The sequence below is a fragment of the Serratia sp. 201 genome (genome assembly GCF_037027545.1).
GTDB classification, from domain to species: domain Bacteria; phylum Pseudomonadota; class Gammaproteobacteria; order Enterobacterales; family Enterobacteriaceae; genus Serratia; species Serratia bockelmannii.
In genome coordinates, this window is sequence record NZ_JAXCHC010000001.1 from 244670 (window position 1) to 263498 (window position 18829).

The 18829-nt window shown below is 62.0% G+C and carries 15 protein-coding genes; 7 read left to right on the forward strand and 8 right to left on the reverse strand.

Annotation, left to right across the window (positions count from 1 at the left end; all coding sequences use genetic code 11):
* The first annotated feature begins 5 nt into the window (after positions 1-5).
* From WA302_RS01340 to WA302_RS01350, 3 genes are all read left to right on the forward strand, one after another.
* Positions 6-1169, forward strand: coding sequence for a glycerate kinase (locus WA302_RS01340; RefSeq protein ID WP_025301796.1), 1164 nt, complete (start codon positions 6-8; stop codon positions 1167-1169).
* Between the two features lie 119 nt (positions 1170-1288).
* Complete coding sequence (gene hemH / locus WA302_RS01345; protein ID WP_004940253.1) at positions 1289-2251, forward strand: ferrochelatase; 963 nt, start codon at positions 1289-1291, stop codon at positions 2249-2251.
* Positions 2252-2341: 90 nt separating this feature from the next.
* A complete protein-coding gene (locus WA302_RS01350) occupies positions 2342-3646 on the forward strand; it encodes an inosine/guanosine kinase (RefSeq protein WP_025301797.1) in 1305 nt (434 codons plus the stop codon).
* A 58-nt stretch (positions 3647-3704) separates the two neighbouring features.
* On the opposite strand, the gene ybaL is transcribed toward WA302_RS01350, so the two are convergent.
* Together ybaL and WA302_RS01360 are read right to left on the reverse strand one after the other, a co-directional pair.
* Positions 3705-5396, reverse strand: a complete 1692-nt coding sequence (ybaL, locus tag WA302_RS01355) for a YbaL family putative K(+) efflux transporter (RefSeq protein WP_025301798.1) — start codon at positions 5394-5396, stop codon at positions 3705-3707.
* A 245-nt stretch (positions 5397-5641) separates the two neighbouring features.
* A complete protein-coding gene (locus tag WA302_RS01360; protein WP_049206191.1) occupies positions 5642-6862 on the reverse strand; it encodes an MFS transporter in 1221 nt (406 codons plus the stop codon).
* Between the two features lie 178 nt (positions 6863-7040).
* On the opposite strand from WA302_RS01360, the gene ushA reads away from it, so the two are divergent.
* A complete protein-coding gene (gene ushA / locus WA302_RS01365) occupies positions 7041-8693 on the forward strand; it encodes a bifunctional UDP-sugar hydrolase/5'-nucleotidase UshA (protein WP_025301800.1) in 1653 nt (550 codons plus the stop codon).
* Between the two features lie 108 nt (positions 8694-8801).
* Here ushA and WA302_RS01370 read toward each other — a convergent pair whose 3' ends face one another.
* Positions 8802-9569: an AraC family transcriptional regulator gene (locus WA302_RS01370; RefSeq protein WP_025301801.1), complete on the reverse strand. Its 768-nt coding sequence runs from the start codon at positions 9567-9569 to the stop codon at positions 8802-8804.
* 100 nt (positions 9570-9669) lie between these two features.
* On the opposite strand from WA302_RS01370, the gene WA302_RS01375 reads away from it, so the two are divergent.
* Complete coding sequence (locus WA302_RS01375) at positions 9670-10827, forward strand: multidrug effflux MFS transporter (protein ID WP_025301802.1); 1158 nt, start codon at positions 9670-9672, stop codon at positions 10825-10827.
* 92 nt (positions 10828-10919) lie between these two features.
* The gene (gene dacB / locus WA302_RS01380; RefSeq protein ID WP_043135694.1) at positions 10920-12386 is read left to right on the forward strand and encodes a D-alanyl-D-alanine carboxypeptidase/D-alanyl-D-alanine endopeptidase; all 1467 of its coding nucleotides are present in this window, start codon (positions 10920-10922) and stop codon (positions 12384-12386) included.
* A gap of 10 nt (positions 12387-12396) precedes the next feature.
* Here dacB and ybaK read toward each other — a convergent pair whose 3' ends face one another.
* The 3 genes from ybaK to copA form a co-directional block, all read right to left on the reverse strand.
* On the reverse strand, positions 12397-12876 hold the full coding sequence (gene ybaK, locus WA302_RS01385) for a Cys-tRNA(Pro)/Cys-tRNA(Cys) deacylase YbaK (RefSeq protein ID WP_025301804.1): 480 nt from the start codon (positions 12874-12876) through the stop codon (positions 12397-12399).
* A 228-nt stretch (positions 12877-13104) separates the two neighbouring features.
* A complete protein-coding gene (locus tag WA302_RS01390) occupies positions 13105-13911 on the reverse strand; it encodes a TraB/GumN family protein (RefSeq protein ID WP_025301805.1) in 807 nt (268 codons plus the stop codon).
* Positions 13912-14044: 133 nt separating this feature from the next.
* Positions 14045-16756 carry a copper-exporting P-type ATPase CopA gene (gene copA, locus WA302_RS01395; RefSeq protein WP_336062392.1) on the reverse strand — a complete coding sequence of 904 codons (2712 nt, stop codon included), beginning with the start codon at positions 16754-16756 and terminating at the stop codon, positions 14045-14047.
* A gap of 107 nt (positions 16757-16863) precedes the next feature.
* Here copA and cueR point away from each other — a divergent pair, with 107 nt between their 5' ends.
* On the forward strand, positions 16864-17265 hold the full coding sequence (cueR, locus tag WA302_RS01400) for a Cu(I)-responsive transcriptional regulator (protein ID WP_197837016.1): 402 nt from the start codon (positions 16864-16866) through the stop codon (positions 17263-17265).
* On the opposite strand, the gene WA302_RS01405 is transcribed toward cueR, so the two are convergent.
* Positions 17262-17723 (reverse strand): NfeD family protein, encoded by a 462-nt coding sequence (locus WA302_RS01405; protein WP_025301808.1) that lies wholly within the window; start codon positions 17721-17723, stop codon positions 17262-17264. The genes cueR and WA302_RS01405 overlap by 4 nt on opposite strands.
* Positions 17724-17725: 2 nt before the next feature.
* Positions 17726-18631, reverse strand: coding sequence for an SPFH domain-containing protein (locus WA302_RS01410; protein WP_004940203.1), 906 nt, complete (start codon positions 18629-18631; stop codon positions 17726-17728).
* Positions 18632-18829: the final 198 nt, after the last annotated feature.

The window sequence follows — 18829 nt, forward strand, 5'->3', positions numbered from 1 at the left end:
CAGTGATGAAAACGCTGAAAAAAGTGGTTATTGCCCCGGATTCTTTCAAAGAGAGCCTGAGCGCGCTCGGCGTCGCTGACGCCATCGAGCGGGGATTCCGCCAAATTTACCCGCAGGCGCACTACGTGAAGCTGCCGATGGCGGACGGCGGCGAAGGCACAGTGGAGTCGATGGTGGCGGCCACCGGCGGCGAAATCGTCCAGGTGACGGTCACCGGGCCGCTGGGGGAGCCGGTGTTGGGATTTTATGGCCTGCTGGGCGACGGCGAAACCGCGGTGATTGAAATGGCCGCCGCTTCCGGGCTGCATTTGGCGCCGCCCAACCGGCGCGATCCGCGCATCACCACCAGTTACGGCACCGGTGAGCTGATGCTGGCGGCGCTGGAGCGCGGCGTGAAGGCGATCATTCTCGGCATCGGCGGCAGCGCCACCAACGACGGCGGCGCTGGGATGATGCAGGCGCTGGGCGTTAAATTGCTGGATAAGGATCGCCGGCCGCTGCCGGTGGGCGGTGCGGCACTGGCGCAGCTGGCGCATCTCGATCTCGCCGGGCTGGACGCGCGTTGGCAACGGGTGAGCGTAACCGCCGCCTGCGACGTGGATAACCCGCTGTGCGGCGAAAAGGGCGCGTCGGCGGTGTTCGGGCCGCAGAAGGGGGCGACGCCGGAGATGGTGGCCCAGCTCGATGCGGCGCTGCATCACTATGGCGAACTGCTGGAGCGGGAAACCGGCCGCGCCGTGCTGACCCAGCCAGGGGCGGGCGCGGCGGGCGGCATGGGGGCGGCGCTGCTTGGCATGCTCGAAGCGCGCTTGCGGCCGGGCATCGAGATTGTCACCGAAACCCTGCGCCTGGATGAAGCGGTGCGCGATGCCGACTTGGTGATCACCGGCGAAGGGCGGCTGGACAGCCAGTCGATCCACGGCAAAACGCCGATCGGCGTGGCGCGAGTGGCCAAGCGTCACGGCGTGCCGGTGATCGCCATCGCCGGCAGCCTGACGCCGGATTATTCGGTGGTGCATCAACACGGCATCGATGCGGCGTTTTCGGTGCTCGATCGCATCGTGACGCTGGAAGACGCGCTGGCGGACGCCGATCGCAATCTGCAGGTGACGGCGCGCAACGTGGCGGCGGTATGGCAACTGGCGCAAGGGGGAAGCCCACAGGGATAGCCTGTTGCTGTTATCGGTTCCGACGCAGGACTTTTCCGTTACAATAGCCGGCATTAATGGCTGCTGACATCCCGACCCAGAACGGAATGCCGGCCGGAAAGGAAATGAGGGGAACTGAGATGAAGCAAGAGAAACACGGCGTATTGCTGGTGAACCTGGGCACACCAGATGCGCCGACCTCGTCGGCGGTCAAACGCTATCTGAAGGAATTCCTCAGTGACGATCGCGTGGTCGACACGGCGCCGCTGATCTGGTGGCCGATCCTCAACGGCGCGATCCTGCCGATCCGCTCGCCGCGCGTGGCGAAGCTCTATCAGTCGGTGTGGATGGAAGAAGGCTCGCCGCTGCTGGTATACAGCCGCCGCCAACAGCGGGCGCTGGCGGCGCGCATGCCGAATACGCCGGTGGAGCTGGGAATGAGCTACGGCTCGCCAAGTTTGGCGGAAGCCATCGACAAGCTGCTGGCGCAAGGTGTGACCAACCTGGTGGTGCTGCCGCTCTACCCGCAATACTCCTGTTCCACCAGCGCGGCGGTATGGGATGGCGTAGCGCGAGTGCTGAAAGGCTATCGCCGCTTGCCGTCGGTGGCCTTCATCCGCGATTACGCCGAACACCCGGCCTATATCGCCGCGCTGCAGCAAAGCGTGGAGCGCTCGTTCGCCGAGCACGGCCAGCCGGATCGGCTGGTGCTGTCGTTCCACGGCATCCCCAAACGCTATGCGCGCCTGGGCGACGACTACCCGCAGCGCTGCGAGGATACGCTGCGTGCGCTGAGCGCCACGCTGCCGCTGGCGCCGGAGCGCGTGATGATGACGTACCAATCGCGCTTTGGCCGCGAGCCGTGGCTGACGCCATACACCGATGAGACCCTGAAGGGGCTGCCGGCGCAGGGCGTGAAGCACATTCAGCTGATTTGCCCCGGTTTCTCGGCGGACTGCCTGGAAACGCTGGAAGAGATCAAAGAACAGAACCGCGAGATCTTCCTCAAGGCCGGCGGCGAGAAGTTTGAATATATCTCGGCGTTGAACGACGAGCCGGCGCATATCGATATGATGCAGCAGCTGGTGGCGCAGCGCCTGTAATCATCCATAATCTGTCTATTAGATGCATCGTGATCGGGCGGGGATGTGTTAACATTCTCCGCTTGTTAAACCGTCACCACCGCCAATCACATGAAATTTCCTGGTAAACGCAAGTCCAAACACTATTTCCCGGTGAGCGCCCGCGATCCGCTTCTGCAGCAGGCTCAGCCCGAAAGTGAAATCAGCACCTCGTATATCGTCGGCATCGATCAGACGCTGGTGGATATCGAGGCGAAAGTGGACGACGCTTTTGTCCAGCGCTACGGCCTGAGCCTGGGCCACTCTCTGGTGATCGAAGACGACGTCGCCGAGGCGCTGTATCAGGAACTGAACGAAAACAACCTGGTTACCCATCAGTTCGCCGGCGGCACCATCGGTAACACCATGCACAACTATTCGGTGCTGGCGGACGATCGCTCGGTGCTGCTCGGCGTGATGTGCAGCAACGTGAAAATCGGCAGCTACGCTTACCGTTACCTGTGCAATACCTCCAGCCGTACCGATCTCAACTATCTGCAGGGCGTAGACGGCGCCATCGGCCGCTGCTTCACGCTGATCGGGGAAAGCGGCGAGCGCACCTTCGCCATCAACCCTGGCCAAATGAACCAGCTGCGCCCGGAAAGCATTCCTGAAGAGGTGATCGCCGGCGCGTCGGCGCTGGTGCTGAGCTCTTATCTGGTGCGCTGTAAGGAGGGGGAGCCGATGAAGGCCGCTACCCTGCAGGCGATCGAATATGCCAAAAAACACGACGTGCCGGTGGTGTTGACGCTGGGCACCAAGTACGTGATCGCCGACAACCCGCAGTGGTGGCGCGACTTCCTGAAGGAAAACGTGACGATTCTGGCGATGAATGAAGACGAAGCGCTGGAGCTGACCGGGCTGAGCGATCCGCTGACCGCCTCGGACATGGCGCTGGAGTGGGTGGATCTGGTGCTGTGCACCGCCGGGCCGAACGGCCTGTATATGGCGGGTTACACCGAAGAAGCCAACAAGCGCCAGACCCAGCACCCGCTGCTGCCGGGGCATATCGCCGAGTTCAACCGCTACGAATTCAGCCGCGCCATGCGCCGCGAACACTGTGAAAATCCGCTGCGCGTTTATTCGCACATCGCGCCTTATATGGGCGGCCCCGAGAGGATCATGAACACCAACGGCGCCGGCGACGGCGCACTGTCGGCGTTGCTGCACGATATCGCCGCCAACGGCTATCACCGCCATAACGTGCCGAATTCCAGCAAGCACGTGCGCAGTTACCTGACATACTCCTCATTGGCGCAGGTGTGCAAATACGCCAACCGCGTCAGCTACCAGGTGTTGAACCAGCATTCGCCGCGCCTCACTCGCGGCCTGCCGGAGCGCGAAGACAGCCTGGAAGAGTCTTACTGGGAGCGTTAACCCGCTGAAAAAGAAAAGGTCCGGCATGCCGGACCTTTTTTTGTGCGCGCGGGGCGTTTCAGATCGGGCAGCCGCCCATTTTTTCTTCTTCGCTCAGGGTGTCCAGCTGCAGGATGTTCAGCATGCTGTTGGCGATCTCCCGTTCGCCCATCACTACCTGATTGGCGCCGCGATCGGTGATGTAGGCCACCTCGTCGTCGTAGTGGGCGCGGGCGATGATCTCGATGTTCGGGCGCTTGGCGCGCGCCGAGGCGACGATCTCGCCGGCCTCATAGCCGTTGGGGATAGTCAGCAGCAGCCAGCGTGCGCAGTCGAGCCGCGCCAGATCCATCACTTCCGGATTGGCGGCGTTGCCCAACACCGTCTTAATGCCTTGCTCGCGCAGCGCTTCCACCCGCGGGCGGGAGTTTTCGATCACCACCAGCGGAATGCCCGCCTCGGCCAGTTTGCCGCCCAGCAGGCTGCCGACGCGGCCGTAGCCGACCACCAGCGCATGGTTGCACATCTCTACCGGGATCTGCTTCTCTTCTTCCACCGCCTCTTCGAGGATTTGCTCTTCGATGGTTTCGGTCTTGGCCAGATAGCGCTCCAGCAGGGTGAACAACAGCGGGTTGAGCATGATCGACAGGATAGCGCCTGCCAGCACCAGATTGCGACCGTGTTCCGACATCATGCCGAGCGTGATGCCGAGGCCCGCCAGAATAAAGGCGAACTCGCCGATCTGTGCCAGGCTGGCGGAGATGGTCAGCGCGGTGCGCTTGGAGTGGCCGAACATTTTCACCAGCAGGAACGCAGCGGCGGATTTGCCGAACACGATGATCGCCAGCGTCGCCAGCACCGCCAGCGGTTCGTTAATCACGATCATCGGATCGAACAGCATGCCGACCGAGACGAAGAACAGCACCGCGAACGCGTCGCGCAGCGGCAGGGTATCGTGCGCCGCGCGGTGGCTCAGTTCGGACTCGTTCAGCACCATGCCGGCGAAGAAGGCGCCCAGGGCGAAGGAGACGTCGAACAGTTTCACCGCGCCGTAGGCGATGCCGAGCGCCAGCGCCAATACCGCCAGGGTGAACAGTTCGCGCGAGCCGGTGCTGGCGGTTTTCGACAGGATCCACGGTACCAGACGGCGGCCGACCACGATCATCAGCGCGATGAAGGCGATGACCTTGCCGATGGTCAGCGCCAGCTCCATCAGCAGTTGGCCGCTGCTGGCGTTGTTGTTGCCCAGCATGTTGCCGAAGGCCGGTAGTAACACCAGCGTCAGCACCATCGCCAAATCTTCGACGATCAGCCAGCCGATGGCGATTTGCCCGCGCTGGCTGTCGATCAGCTGCCGTTCCTCCAGCGCGCGCAGCAGCACCACGGTGCTGGCGGTGGAGAGACAGAGGCCGAACACCAGCCCGGAGATCAGATCCCAGCCGAGCAGCTTGGACAGCCCCATGCCGAGCAGGGTAGCGACGGCTATCTGCGCCACGGCGCCGGGTATGGCGATAGATTTTACTGCGAGGAGGTCTTTCAAAGAGAAGTGCAGGCCAACACCGAACATCAACAGGATAACGCCGATTTCCGCCAGTTCCGGCGCCAGTGAGGTATCAGCAACGAAACCGGGGGTGAACGGGCCGGCGAGTACCCCTGCGGCCAGATACCCCACCAGAGGGGAGATGCGCAGGCGGTTCGCCAGCATGCCGAGGAGGAAGGCGAGTACTAACCCTCCGACGATGGTGGTAATGAGCGGTGTTGAATTATGCATCCATACTCCTTCTGGCTATGCATCGCGGCACGGGAGAAACGCAACAAAGTTACGAAAAGATACATTTAGTTTATTGCATTTGTTCGCGGCTTGCTTGGCTAATTTGGCCTTTTTTGTAAAAAAGCAGAGGATTTCACTTAAGGCGGGGCAATAAGGGAGTTTTGTGTCAGATAAGCCAAATAACATTGATTTATCCGTAGGATAACCCGGATGAATAAATAATTTCATCCGGGCGGTTCGCGGGGTTATTGCGGTTTATGCTCCATATTGGGCAGTAGCGCGGTAATAATGCCGATCAGCGGTAGGAAAGCACAGATTTGGTAGACCAGTTCGATACTGGTTAAATCGGCGACATAACCAAGAACTGCCGCGCCTAACCCGCCCATACCGAAAGCAAAACCGAAGAATAAGCCGGAAACCATGCCGACTTTACCGGGGATAAGCTCCTGAGCGTAGACCAGAATGGCGGAGAACGCCGAGGCGAGAATAACCCCGATGATCACCGTTAAAATGCCGGTCCAATAGAGTGATGCATAGGGTAAAACAAGGGTAAATGGCGCAGCGCCGAGAATAGAGCCCCAAATAACGTATTTACGCCCTATCTTATCGCCAAGAGGCCCGCCGATAATGGTGCCAGCTGCTACCGCGAACAGGAAGGCGAACAGATGAATTTGCGCATTCTGCACTGAAACGCCGAACTTATGTATCAGATAAAAGGTGTAATAGCTGCTAATGCTGGCCAAGTAGAAGTATTTGGAGAAAATTAGCACCAGAAGAATGCCCAGCGAGTAGGCAACGGTACGTTTTGGCAGCGGTTTCAGCATCGACGGGCTTTTCGGCTGCCCTTTAGTTGCCCGGTGCTGATGTTGATACCACTTGCTGACCTGCAGCAATACCACGATCGCCAGCAGTGCCGCCAGCGTGAACCAGGCGACGTTGCCTTTGCCGTAAGGCGCGATGATCAGCGCGGCCAGCAGCGGGCCGAGCGAGCTGCCGAAGTTGCCGCCGACCTGGAACAGCGACTGCGCCAGGCCGTGTCGTCCGCCGGAGGCCATGCGCGCCACGCGCGAGGATTCCGGGTGGAAGACCGATGAGCCGGTGCCCACCAGCGCCGCCGCCAGCAGCACCAGCGGGAAGGTGCTCGCCACCGACAGCAGCAGCAGGCCGGACAGGGTAAAGCCCATGCCGATCGGTAACGAGTAAGGCTGCGGGTGTTTATCGGTGTAATACCCGATCAGCGGCTGCAGCAGCGAGGCGGTTAGCTGATAGGTCAGGGTGATCATGCCGATCTGCACGAAGCTGAGGTGGAAATCGGCTTGCAGGATCGGGTAGATCGCCAGGATCAGCGACTGGATCATATCGTTGAGCAGGTGAGACACGCTGATGGCGCCAAGGATGGAGAAGGCGGTTCCCTTCACCGCACTGCCCTTGGCGGGCGGCATCGCGCTTTGGCTACTGTCGGTCATATTATTATTAGCCTGAGAAGTTGTTGAGCACAGAGATGACATCTTAGGCAGGGCGCCCAATTTTTACCATATCTGAAATAATCAGACTCACATCGCAAAAATTTGAAATCAGCTGTCATTAATTCGCGCTACAATTCCGCCCTCATCATAAAAGCTATTGAATACACGGAGATCCGCCATGCGTTTTTCGCTGAAAACCACCGCATGCGCGCTGGCCGTTTCCCTGACGTTGCTGTCGGGGGCCGCCAGTGCCTGGGAAAAGGATAAGACCTACGCCATCACCATTCTGCATACCAACGATCATCACGGTCACTTCTGGCAGAACGATCACGGCGAATACGGTCTGGGCGCGCAGAAAACGCTGGTGGACGGCATTCGTCAGGAAGTGGCGGCGCAGGGCGGCAGCCTGCTGTTGCTGTCCGGCGGCGATATCAACACCGGCGTGCCGGAATCGGATTTGCAGGACGCCGAGCCGGACTTCCGCGGCATGAACCTGGTGGGCTATGACGCGATGGCGATCGGCAACCACGAATTCGACAACCCGCTGAGCGTACTGCGCCAGCAGGAGAAATGGGCAACTTTCCCGCTGCTGTCCGCCAATATCTATCAGAAAAGCACCGGCCAACGCCTGTTCAAGCCTTACGCCTTGTTCGACAAGCAGGGCATCAAGATTGCCGTTATCGGCCTGACGACCGACGACACTGCTAAGATTGGCAACCCGGAGTACTTCACCGACATGGAGTTCCGCGTGCCGGCGCAGGAAGCGAAGCAGGTGGTGGAGCAACTGCGCAAGGACGAGAAGCCGGACGTGATTATCGCCGCCACCCACATGGGGCACTACGATAACGGCGAACACGGCTCGAATGCGCCGGGCGACGTGGAGATGGCGCGCAGCCTGCCGGCCGGATATCTCGACATGATCGTCGGCGGCCACTCACAGGATCCGGTGTGTATGGCCGGCGACAACCGCAAACAGGTGGATTATGTGCCGGGCACACCGTGCTCGCCGGATCGCCAGAACGGCACCTGGATCGTGCAAGCGCATGAGTGGGGGAAATACGTGGGTCGCGCCGACTTCGAATTCCGCAACGGCGAGCTGAAGCTGGTGCATTATCAGCTGATCCCGGTAAACCTGAAGAAGAAGGTGGAGAAGGCGGACGGCACCAGCGAGCGGGTGTACTACACCCAGCAGATTGCGGAAGATCCGACCATGATGAAGCTGCTGACGCCGTTCCAGGATAAGGGCAAGGCGCAGCTGGGCGTGAAGATCGGCAGCGTCAACGGCAAGCTTGAAGGCGATCGCAGCAAGGTGCGCTTCGTGCAGACCAACCTGGCTCGGGTGATGCTGGCGGCGCAGAGGGAGCGCGCCGACGCCGACTTCGCCGTGATGAGCGGCGGCGGGGTGCGCGATTCGATTGAAAGCGGCGATATCACCTACAAGAACGTGCTCAAGGTGCAGCCGTTTGGCAACACGTTGGTGCATGTCGATATGAAAGGCCGTGAGGTTGAACAGTATCTGGCGGTGGTGGCCAACATGAAGCCGGACTCCGGCGCCTACGCCCAGTTCGCCAACGTCAGCCTAGTGGCGGACGGCAAGGGCGTCAGCGAGGTGAAGATTAACGGCCAGCCGCTGCAGGCGGATAAAACCTACCGCATGGCGACACTGAACTTCAATGCGCTGGGCGGCGACGGCTATCCGAAGCTGGACGGGCTGCCGAGCTACGTCAACACCGGTTTTATCGATGCCGAAGTGCTGAAGCAGTACATCGAGAAACACTCGCCGCTGGATGCGGCGGCCTACGAGCCAAAGGGCGAGATCGTCTATCGATAGAGGTGTAGCGGAACGGCGTTCTCGCTTGTCGCGGGGGCGCCGTGCCCGCCTTCGCGAGCCTCCTCTCCATCAACGCCTTCTGTCGGCGTTGCCGTTTTAGACGGCGTCTTACTTTCGTCTCTCCATATACGCCCTCGCTGGGCAACCCATCATATTCTTGAAAAAAGTGGCGAAGGCGCTGTCGCTGGAAAACGCCAGCTGGCCGGCGACCTCGGATTGGCTCAGCCCTGCGGCCAACATCTCTATCGCTTTGATCAGGCGCCATTGCTGACGCCACTGTTGATAACTGAGACCGGTTTCACGGCGGAAAATCCGGCTGATGGTTTTCTCGGAAGCGCCGCTATAGCGCGATAGCTCGTGCAGCGGCGGAAGCATGTCCAGATTGGCCAGATGGCGCAGGCGCCGGTCGCTGGGCAGCTGCAGCAACGTCAGTTCGCGCGGTGCGGCGGCGATCTCGTCGAGGCAGACCGCCAGAATATTGGCGTGAGGCCCGTGCTGCCAGTCGGTGTCGAAGGCGGCGAACGCGATGCGTTCCAACACCTCGCGCAGCAGCGGCGAGGCTGTCAGTACGGCAAGCTGCGCAGGCAGACAGGCATAGCGATTGGCGTCGAGATAAAGCGAACGGTAACCGACGACGCCGTTGACCTGAACGCGGTGAGCCACCTGCGGCGGGATCCAGGCGACTCTGCCCGGCGGCAGCATACAGATGCTTTGGTTGAGCGTGATGCGCATGCTGCCTTGCTGACAGAACAGCAACTGCCCCCTGTCATGCCAATGCGTGCCCGAGTCGTGCTGCGCCAGTTCGGCGGCGATCCCGAGTACCCCGTTGTCGAGCGTATCCGGATTAAAACTGTCCTGCGCCTGAAGCCACGCCATAGTATGTCCGATTTTGTAAATTTATTGTCTTTTATATTGTAATCGGTACCGGGGAGCTGATGCTACCTTGTGCAGCCTATTCTTGGCTACAGGATCTGTTATGCAACGTAAACTGACGCTGACGTTGGCGACGTCGATGATGATGTTTCCCCAGGTGGTGGAGACCATCTACAGCCCGGCATTGACGCACATTGCGCACGGTTTCCGGGTCAGTGCGGAGATGGCGGCGCAAACGCTCTCTTGTTACTTTTTCGCTTTTGCGCTCGGCGTGGTGGTATGGGGGCGGATGTGCGACGTCATCGGGCGGCGTCCTACCATTTTGGCCGGGCTGACGCTCTATCTGCTGGCTTCTATCATCGCGCTGTTCAGCGGCAGCTTCAGCGTGCTGCTGGCGGCGCGTGTTCTGGCCGCCTTTGGCGCGGCGGTCGGCTCGGTCGGGACGCAAACGGCGATTCGCGATCGCTTCGACGGTTATGAGTTGGCGCGGGTGTTCTCGGTGATGGGGATCGCCATGGCGATCAGTCCGGCGGTTGGCGTGTTGAGCGGCGCAGTGCTGACTTACTATTGGGGCTATCAGGGGGTGTTCGGCGGTTTGGCGCTGTTGGCGGCGCTGTTGTTGGGCTATGCCGGTTGGCAACTGCCGGAGACGCGTCCGCAACAGGTGGTGAAGAGTTCATTTTTCGGCACGCTGGGGCGGATGATCAAGGACGGGGATATTTGGCTCAGTGCGCTGTTGGTGGCGTTGTTCAATATTTGCATGTTCAGCTATTACCAACTGGCGCCATTCCACTTCTCAGCGTTGGGATTGCCGACGCAGTGGTTCGGTTATACCGGTTTGGTATTGGCGGTCGGAGTGGGTATCGGCGCGGCGATCAACAAGTTTTTGATCGGCAAACGCTGGCTGTTCCCCGCACTGTTGATGCTGGCCTGCGCGCTGTCGCTGACCGGCGGCCTGCTGGTATTGCTGCTGGAAGGGACCTTGTGGTTTGTTCTGCCGATGATGCTGGTGGTGATGGCGTACGGCATCGCCATTCCCAATATTCTGGCGCGCGCGCTGCGCCATTATAAAGACTGCATGGGCACTGCCGGCGCCATCCTTGGCCTGATGTATTACCTGATGCTCGGCGGTGGCCTGGTGCTGGCGGGGCTGTCGCTGCACCTGGGTGCCGTGCTGTCGCTCTGCAGTCTCTGCGTGCTGCTGTTGGCGTGGCGGGTGGCGCACAACGAGCGTCGTTTGGCGTTGCCTGCGCGTAGCTGAATGATAAACGGGGCGGACATTCTCGCCACCGCTGCCTTCCAATGATAGCCTGAGCGACAATTTGGTTTTGATAACGCAAACAGGAAGATGACATGTTGAAAACCGCAGGCTGGCTGCTGCCCGCCATCCTGGCGCTGGCGGGGTGTTCGTCATCCGGCCAAGGTCATGAGCAAACGCTTAGCCAGGCGCTGGCGGCCCTCGGCCAGGACAAGGCGCTGGTTGGGGCGTCGAGCGGCGTGATGGTGCGCGATGCCGAGAGCGGCACCGTGCTTTATCAGGCGCACGCGGAGCAGCGTTTGGCGCCGGCTTCCAACATGAAGATGTTCACTTCTCTGGCGGCGTTCGGCGTGCTGGGGGCGGATTACCGGTTTGAAACCCGGCTGCTGACCACCGGTGAACAGCGCGGCAACACCTTGCAGGGGGATCTCTATCTGCAGGGCAGCGGCGATCCGACGTTGCATCCTGACGATCTCGACACCTTCGCCGCCACGCTGGCGCAGCGCGGCGTTCGCCAGATTCATGGGCGGCTGATCCTGGACGCCAGCGCGTTCGATCAAACGCCATTCGGCGCCGGCTGGAGCTGGGACGATGAACCCTTTGCCTTCGCTGCACCGATCTCGGCGCTAAACTACGCCTTTACCCCCGGCGGCGATATCAACGTGGTGCGGGTGGATGTGCAACCGGGCGCCCGCGCCGGTGCGCCGGGGCGGGTGAGCTTCTATCCCGCCAATGACGCGGTGACGCTGGTCAACCGTACCAGCACCGGCGGCGACACCGCACTGACGTTCGAGCGCCAACCGGGCAGTAACCGGGTTGTGGTCAGCGGCACCATTGCCGCGCAGGCGGAGGCTCGTTCGCGATTGATCACTGTCGATCAACCCACCCGCGTGGTTGGTGCCTTACTGCAAAATGCCCTGCGCGCGCACGGCATTACCCTGCGCGGTAATGCTGAAGAGGGTGTGACGCCAGCCGGCGCACAGCTGCTGGCGCAAAAAAACTCGCCGCCGCTCTCCCGCTTGGTCGTCACCTTCCTGAAAGTGTCCAATAACGGTTACGGTGAGGTACTGACCAAAGCGATGGGCCGCAAGACGCAGGGTAAGGGGGATTGGGCCGCCGGCCTGCAGGCGATCGGCCAGTTTGTGCAAAGCCAGGGCATCGAGGCCGGCGCGTACCGTCAGGTGGACGGTTCAGGGCTGTCGCGCATGAACCAGATCACGCCGCAACAGCTGACGACGCTGCTGTTGGCGGCCAGAAAACAGCCGTGGTTCGCCGACTGGTATCGCGCTTTGCCCGTCGCGGGCCAGCCGGGGTTGCTGGTGGGCGGCACGCTGCAGAGCCGTATGGTGAAGACGGCGGCGGCGGGCCGCGCCCACGCCAAGAGCGGCTCCATGACCGGGGTCTCGTCGCTCAGCGGCTATGTCGATTCGGCGACCGGGCGGCCGCTGGCGTTCGCCATCATCAGCAACAACTATCTGGTGCCCGGCGCGGAGGTGAAGGCGCTGGAGGACCGCCTGGTGGAAACGCTGGCAGCCTGTGATGCCACGGTGGTGTGCCGCTGAGTACGCGGCGTCAGTCGCGTTTGGCGATGTCGGCGAAGCTGCCGGCCAGCAGGAGGCACAGATCGGCGGCGGCCAACTCGATGTCCAGCCCGCGTTTACCGCCGGAGACGTAGATGGTGGCGAACGCTTGCGCCGGGCTGTCGATCACCGTCGGCAGCCGTTTTTTCTGCCCCAGCGGGCTGATGCCGCCCACCAGATACCCGGTGACGCGCTGCGCCAGCTGCGGATCGGCCATCTCGGCCTTTTTGGCGCCGAGGGCGCGGGCAACCTTTTTCAGATCCAGCTGGGTGGCGACCGGCGTGACCGCCACCGCCAGGTGTTTGGCGTCGCCGTTCAGCGCCACCAGCAAGGTTTTGTAAACCCGATCGGCATCCAGCCCCAGCTTTCTCACCGCCTCGTCGCCGAAATTAGTTTCGTCGCTGTCGTGGTGATAAGGATGGAGGGTGAAGGCGACCTTTTGTTTTTCAAGCAGAACGACTGCGGGCGTCATGATGTGTTGTCCAAAATGTCCCCAGCGGGGAAGGGGTGATAACCAGTCTTAAAAATACAAAAATCCAACCTGCACGGCAACCTGAGCGGCTGTTACATAAAGCGGGTTGCCAAGATATTCACCGGGTTGCTACCCTGTTTACTGTAACCGTTAACACGGTTGCTATGCGTATAACTAGAATACAAGAAATTCCTCTTTGACTGGCCAATAGCGATATTGGCCACTTTTTTACCCCTGCGGCTGCAGCATCGCCGGCAGGTTATCCTCGCCATACAGGTGCAATGCGCCAACCGCCACCACATAGTCCCCGGCCGGCAGTGCCTCCAGCTGACGCCGCCAGTCGCGATTGCGCTGGTGCATCAGCACGTCGTACAGCCCGGCGCTGAAGGTGGCGGGCAAGGTGTCCAGCGTGCCGCGCGGTTTGGCGTCCAGCCACCAGCTCACCATGGTTTGCAGCAGCCGCGCGTTGGTATGCCAGTGTTCCAGCGTATCGCGCAGCAGCGCGATGCCGCCTTCCGGCAGCTGTTCCAGCATCGCCAACTGCTGCTGCGCCCCTTCAAGTTCGATCACCGGTTTGTCCTGCGCCCGGGCGGCCTGCAGCAGCTGATAATCTACGCCGTACTCTGCGCGCAGCCCCAGACGCTGAGCCTGCCGCGCCTGCATCATCAGCGCCACCTGCCAGCCGGGCAGGGTGGCGAAGGCGTGCGGGTCGGCGCCCAGTTCGTGGCACAGCGCCAGCAGCTGTTGATACTCTTCGGCGGACAGGCGCTGTTCCAGCTCCGGCTGCTGTTCGGCGTGGTCGAAAGGGGAGGCGGCGCCGGTGATATCGGCTTCGACGATCAGCGCGTCGGCCTGTTGCAGCCGGGCGGCCAGCCGGGGCGGCAGCGGCGACATATCGACGGTGCCCATATGGATGCTGCCCACCAGATGCAGCCGACGTTCGCCCGGCAGGGTGATGTCCAGCGCCGGATAAGCGTAACTTTTGGGCGAGATCAGGCCGAGAAAGGCGGCGAGGCGGCGTAACAGTTGACCCATACGGCGTGGCTCCTGAATAACGGGTGCGCGTTTTCGCGTGCAAGGCGAGGGAAAATCGTCATTCATGCTAAACGCTATCCGCCGCGCAGGGAAGCCCGGAAAACAGCGGGGCGCCTTGACGGCGCCCCGGAGCTCACTTCCTGGGTTTAAAACGCAGCAGCCGGTTGGCGTTGCTGACTACGGTAATCGATGACAGCGCCATCGCCGCGCCCGCCACCACCGGGCTGAGCAGCGTGCCGGTCAGCGGGTAGAGCACGCCGGCGGCGATTGGAATGCCCAGCGTATTATAGATAAAGGCGCCGAACAGGTTCTGCTTCATGTTGCGCAGCGTGGCCTTCGACAGCGCTACCGCATCCGCCACCCCGTGCAGGCTATGACGCATCAGGGTGATGGCGGCGGTCTCGATGGCGATGTCGCTGCCGCCGCCCATCGCGATGCCCACGTCGGCCTGCGCCAGCGCCGGGGCGTCGTTGATGCCGTCGCCGACCATCGCCACGCGTTGGCCCTGCGCCTGCAGTTGTTTGATCGCCGCCGCTTTGCCGTCCGGCAGCACGCCGGCAATCACCCGATCGATACCGGCTTCTTTGGCGATGGCGTTGGCGGTCACCGGGTTGTCGCCGGTCAGCATCACCAGCTGATATCCCTGCTGGTGCAGGCGCTGCAGCGCCGCGACGCTGTCCTCGCGTAGCGGATCGCGAATGGCGAACAGCGCGGCCGGTTTACCGTCAACGGCCAGCAGCACCGGCGTCACGCCGCGTTCGGCCTGGGCGCGCATCGGCGCATCCAGTTCGGCGGTCGCGACCTGATGCTGTTCCAGCAGCGCGGCGTTACCCAGCAGCAACTGCGCGCCGTCGATCTCCCCGCTGACCCCGGCGCCGCGCAGGGTGCGGAACTGCGCCACCTGCGGCAGCGTTTGCCCGGCGGCGCGTTCCATGATGGCGCGCGCCAGCGGGTGGTTGGAGCCTTGTTCCAGCGCGGCGGCCCAGCCGATCGCCTGCTGCTCGCTGACCTGATTGAAGGTCAGGATCTCCACCACCTGCGGTTTCCCTTCGGTCAGGGTGCCGGTTTTGTCGAACACCAGGGTGTCCAACTGGCTGGCCTGTTGCAGGGCGTCGGCGTCGCGAACCAGCACGCCGAACTCCGCCGCGCGGCCGACGCCGGAGATGATCGACATCGGCGTTGCCAGGCCCAATGCGCACGGGCAGGCAATGATCAGCACCGTAGTGGCGATCACCAGCGTATAGACCAGCTGCGGCTGCGGGCCGAAGAAGTACCACATCGCTGCGCTGAACAGGGCGATCGCCACCACCGCCGGCACGAACACCGCCGAGACGCGGTCAGCCAACTGGCCAATCGCCGGTTTACTGCTCTGCGCCTGACGCACCAGTTTGATGATGCGCGCCAGCGTGGTTTGGCTACCGATGGCGGCGGCGCGGAACAGCACGCTGCCGTCGTCGACCACCGTCCCGGCATGCACCGTATCGCCGGGGCCTTTCTGCTGTGGCACCGCTTCGCCGGTCAGCATCGCTTCATCGAGCCAGACTTCGCCCTGCACGATTTCACCGTCGACCGGCACGCGATCGCCGGTGGTCAGCCGCAGCGTCATGCCGAGCTGCACCTCCGCCAGCGGGATATCGCGTTCGCCGTCGTCGGTCACCAGCCGCGCGGTGGGCGGTGTCAGATCCAGTAACCGCTCCAGCGCCTGTGAAGAACGCTGACGAGCGCGCTGCTCCAGCGCATGGCCGAGGTTGATCAAACCGATGATCATCGCGCTGGCCTCGTAATAGAGGTGGCGCGCTTCCGTCGGGAAGAAATCGGGCCAAATGTTGACGGCGATCGAGTAAAGCCAGGCGGCGCCGGTGCCGAGTGCCACCAGGGTATCCATGGTGGCGCTGCCGTTCATCAGCGCGCGCCAGGCGTTGCGGTAGAAGTGCCCGCCGGCAAACACCATCACCGCCAGGGTGATGACGCCGACCAGCAGCCAGGGGCGCTGGGTTTCCGGCGTCAGCGTCATGCTGCCGCCGAACAGCCCCCAGGCCATCAGCGGGATACCCAACGCCAGCCCCAGCGCCGCCTGCCAGCTAAAGCGCTTCATGTTGGCGCGTGCGGTCTGCTGTTGGCGTTCGCGACGTTCGGTCTCGTCCTGAATCATCTCGGCACCGTAGCCGGCTTTTTCCACCGCCGCTACCAGTGCCTGCGCATCGGCGGCGCCGGTGACCAGCGCACTGCGCTCCGCCAGGTTGACGCGCGCGTGTTCAACGCCGGGGACGCTTTGCAGCGCATGCTGCACTTTATTGACACAGCTGGCGCAGGTCATGCCGCTGAGCAGCAGCTGTACGCTGTCGTCCGCGTTGTCGGTTGCCGGAAGGGGAGGCTGCGCCGCTGGCTGAACGTCCGGCAACGAAGGTGTTGCGTCAGTCAACGGCTTAGTTTTTGGGACGACGGCACCCGCCACGCTGGCGTGATAACCGGCATGTTCCACCGCGGCGATCAGCGCCTGCGGATCGGCATCGCCGTACACTTTCGCGCTGTCGATCTCGACCTCGGCGGCGAACACCCCCGGCACCGCTTCCAGCGCCTTGCGGGTGCTGCCGACGCAGTGCATGCAGCTCAGACCGCTCAGCTGTAGTTCGGTGTCGGCGCGCGGCGCGACTTCGGCCTGATAGCCGGCGGCGATCACGCTGTCGATCAATGCGCTGTCCGGCGCTTCGCCGGTCACTTTGGCGTAATGAACGTTAACCTCCGCCTGTTCGACATCGCTGCGGCTTTCCAGGGCTTTTTTCACCCGCTGCGCGCAGTTCATGCAGGACAACCCCTGCAATGCCAGCATAGTGGTGTGTGACATGATTGAACTCCTTGCGTAGAGGCGGTGTTTAAAGGTTGACCGCCTGACCTGTTTTCACTAAGAATGGAGCTTAAACCTTCCAGCAAGGGTAAGGTCAAGGAGGGAAAATGAATATTAGCGACGTCGCGAAAAAAACCGGGTTAACCAGCAAGACGATTCGTTTTTACGAAGAGAAAGCGCTGATTACCGCCCCGATCCGCAGCGACAACGGTTACCGCCACTATTCCGCCAAGCATGTCGAAGAGCTGACGCTGCTGCGTCAGGCGCGGCAGGTGGGCTTCAACCTGGACGAGTGCCGCGAACTGGTGGCGTTGTTCAACGATCCGGCCCGCCACAGCGCCGACGTGAAGGCGCGCACGCTGCTGAAGGTGGCGGAGATCGAAAAGCACATCAGCGAGCTGGGGAACATGCGCCAGCGCCTGCTGACGCTGGCGGAACAATGCCCGGGCGATGAGGGGGCGGAGTGCCCCATCATCAATAACCTGGCGGGGTGTTGTCGTTCTAATTAACGGCTGATGGCGCGGATCACCAGCGTGACCCCTTCCACCGCCACCACTTCCACCTCGGTGCCGGCGGGCAGATCTTCCGCCGCCTGCGCGCGCCAGCTGCTGTCGCCGATATTAATGCGCCCCATACCGTTGTGCATCGGCTCCGTCAGCGTGGCGCGGGTGCCGATCAGCTGGCGGTTGCGCTGGTTGAGCACCGGCGACCCGCCGGATGCGGCTGCCGGGCGCCGACGCAGCCAGTACCACCACAGGTAAGCGACGACGACGGTCAGGACGGCGAAGATCATGCCTTGCCATGCCCAGGAAAGCGGCGGCAGTAGCCAGATCAGGGCGCCGACCAACAGCGCCGCCACACCGCTCCACAGCAGGTAGCCGCCGGCGCCGAGCATTTCCGCCGCCAGCAACACGCCCCCGAGAGAGAGCCAGAACCACAGCGGATTCGCCGCGATCAGTTCGAGCATGATTATTTGCCTTTGCTTTCTTTCAGCAGTTCGGTAATGCCGCCGATCGAGCCGAGCAGGCTGCTGGCGTCCAGCGGCATCATCACCACTTTGCTGTTGTTGGAGGAACCGATCTTTTGCAGCGCGTCGGTGTATTTCTGCGCCACGAAGTAGTTCACCGCCTGAATGTTGCCGCTGGCGATGGCGTCGGATACCAGCTGGGTGGCGCGCGCCTCGGCCTCGGCGGCGCGTTCACGCGCTTCCGCCTGCAGGAACGCCGACTGGCGTTCGCCCTCGGCCTTCAGGATCTGCGATTGTTTCTCCCCCTCGGCGCGCAGAATGGCCGCCTGACGCACCCCCTCTGCCTCCAGGATGTCGGCACGCTTGGTGCGCTCGGCCTTCATCTGGGCGTTCATCGAGGCGATCAGTTCCGCCGGCGGCCGCACGTCGCGGATCTCGATACGGGTGATTTTCACCCCCCAAGGATTGGTCGCTTCATCGACGATGTGCAGCAGGCGGCTGTTGATGCTGTCGCGCTGCGACAGCATTTCGTCCAGCTCCATCGAGCCGAGCACGGTGCGGAAGTTGGTCATGGTCAGGTTGACGATCGCCTGTTCGAGGTTGCTAACCTCGTAGGCGGCGCGCGCCGGATCGACCACCTGGATGAAGCACACCGCGTCGATGGCGACGTTGGCGTTATCGCGGGAAATCACCTCTTGGGAAGGGATATCCAGCACCTGCTCCATCATGTTGATTTTGCGGCCGATGCGGTCCATGAACGGCACCACCAGGTTCAGCCCCGGCATCAGCGTTTTGGTGTAGCGGCCGAAGCGTTCTACCGTCCATTGGAACCCCTGCGGCACAATTTTGACGCCGGCGAACACCACAATCAGCGCGACGACGATCACGATGGGAATAAAAGTAAGCATGCAAACCTCCTGTCAGACATATGTAAACAGATATTACGTCAGCGCCGGAAAAATGCCTACTGATACCGCGACTTAATCCAGGGCGCTGACGCAACCCGCGAGCGGTGGATCCCGCGTCTGGAACAGAGTGTTGTCACGACAAGTGTGGCACAGCTGAAAAATAAGTATGCCTAAATGGCATGATTTCAATAATTTTTA

What these genes read in the sequence shown, in the direction of transcription:
- WA302_RS01340 (WP_025301796.1), top strand. Translation starts at nt 6, where the DNA reads ATGAAAACGCTGAAAAAAGTGGTTATTGCCCCGGATTCTTTCAAAGAG.
- hemH (WP_004940253.1), top strand. Translation starts at nt 1,289, where the DNA reads ATGAAGCAAGAGAAACACGGCGTATTGCTGGTGAACCTGGGCACACCA.
- WA302_RS01350 (WP_025301797.1), top strand. Translation starts at nt 2,342, where the DNA reads ATGAAATTTCCTGGTAAACGCAAGTCCAAACACTATTTCCCGGTGAGC.
- ybaL (WP_025301798.1), bottom strand. Translation starts at nt 5,396, where the DNA reads ATGCATAATTCAACACCGCTCATTACCACCATCGTCGGAGGGTTAGTA.
- WA302_RS01360 (WP_049206191.1), bottom strand. Translation starts at nt 6,862, where the DNA reads ATGACCGACAGTAGCCAAAGCGCGATGCCGCCCGCCAAGGGCAGTGCG.
- ushA (WP_025301800.1), top strand. Translation starts at nt 7,041, where the DNA reads ATGCGTTTTTCGCTGAAAACCACCGCATGCGCGCTGGCCGTTTCCCTG.
- WA302_RS01370 (WP_025301801.1), bottom strand. Translation starts at nt 9,569, where the DNA reads ATGGCGTGGCTTCAGGCGCAGGACAGTTTTAATCCGGATACGCTCGAC.
- WA302_RS01375 (WP_025301802.1), top strand. Translation starts at nt 9,670, where the DNA reads ATGCAACGTAAACTGACGCTGACGTTGGCGACGTCGATGATGATGTTT.
- dacB (WP_043135694.1), top strand. Translation starts at nt 10,920, where the DNA reads ATGTTGAAAACCGCAGGCTGGCTGCTGCCCGCCATCCTGGCGCTGGCG.
- ybaK (WP_025301804.1), bottom strand. Translation starts at nt 12,876, where the DNA reads ATGACGCCCGCAGTCGTTCTGCTTGAAAAACAAAAGGTCGCCTTCACC.
- WA302_RS01390 (WP_025301805.1), bottom strand. Translation starts at nt 13,911, where the DNA reads ATGGGTCAACTGTTACGCCGCCTCGCCGCCTTTCTCGGCCTGATCTCG.
- copA (WP_336062392.1), bottom strand. Translation starts at nt 16,756, where the DNA reads ATGTCACACACCACTATGCTGGCATTGCAGGGGTTGTCCTGCATGAAC.
- cueR (WP_197837016.1), top strand. Translation starts at nt 16,864, where the DNA reads ATGAATATTAGCGACGTCGCGAAAAAAACCGGGTTAACCAGCAAGACG.
- WA302_RS01405 (WP_025301808.1), bottom strand. Translation starts at nt 17,723, where the DNA reads ATGCTCGAACTGATCGCGGCGAATCCGCTGTGGTTCTGGCTCTCTCTC.
- WA302_RS01410 (WP_004940203.1), bottom strand. Translation starts at nt 18,631, where the DNA reads ATGCTTACTTTTATTCCCATCGTGATCGTCGTCGCGCTGATTGTGGTG.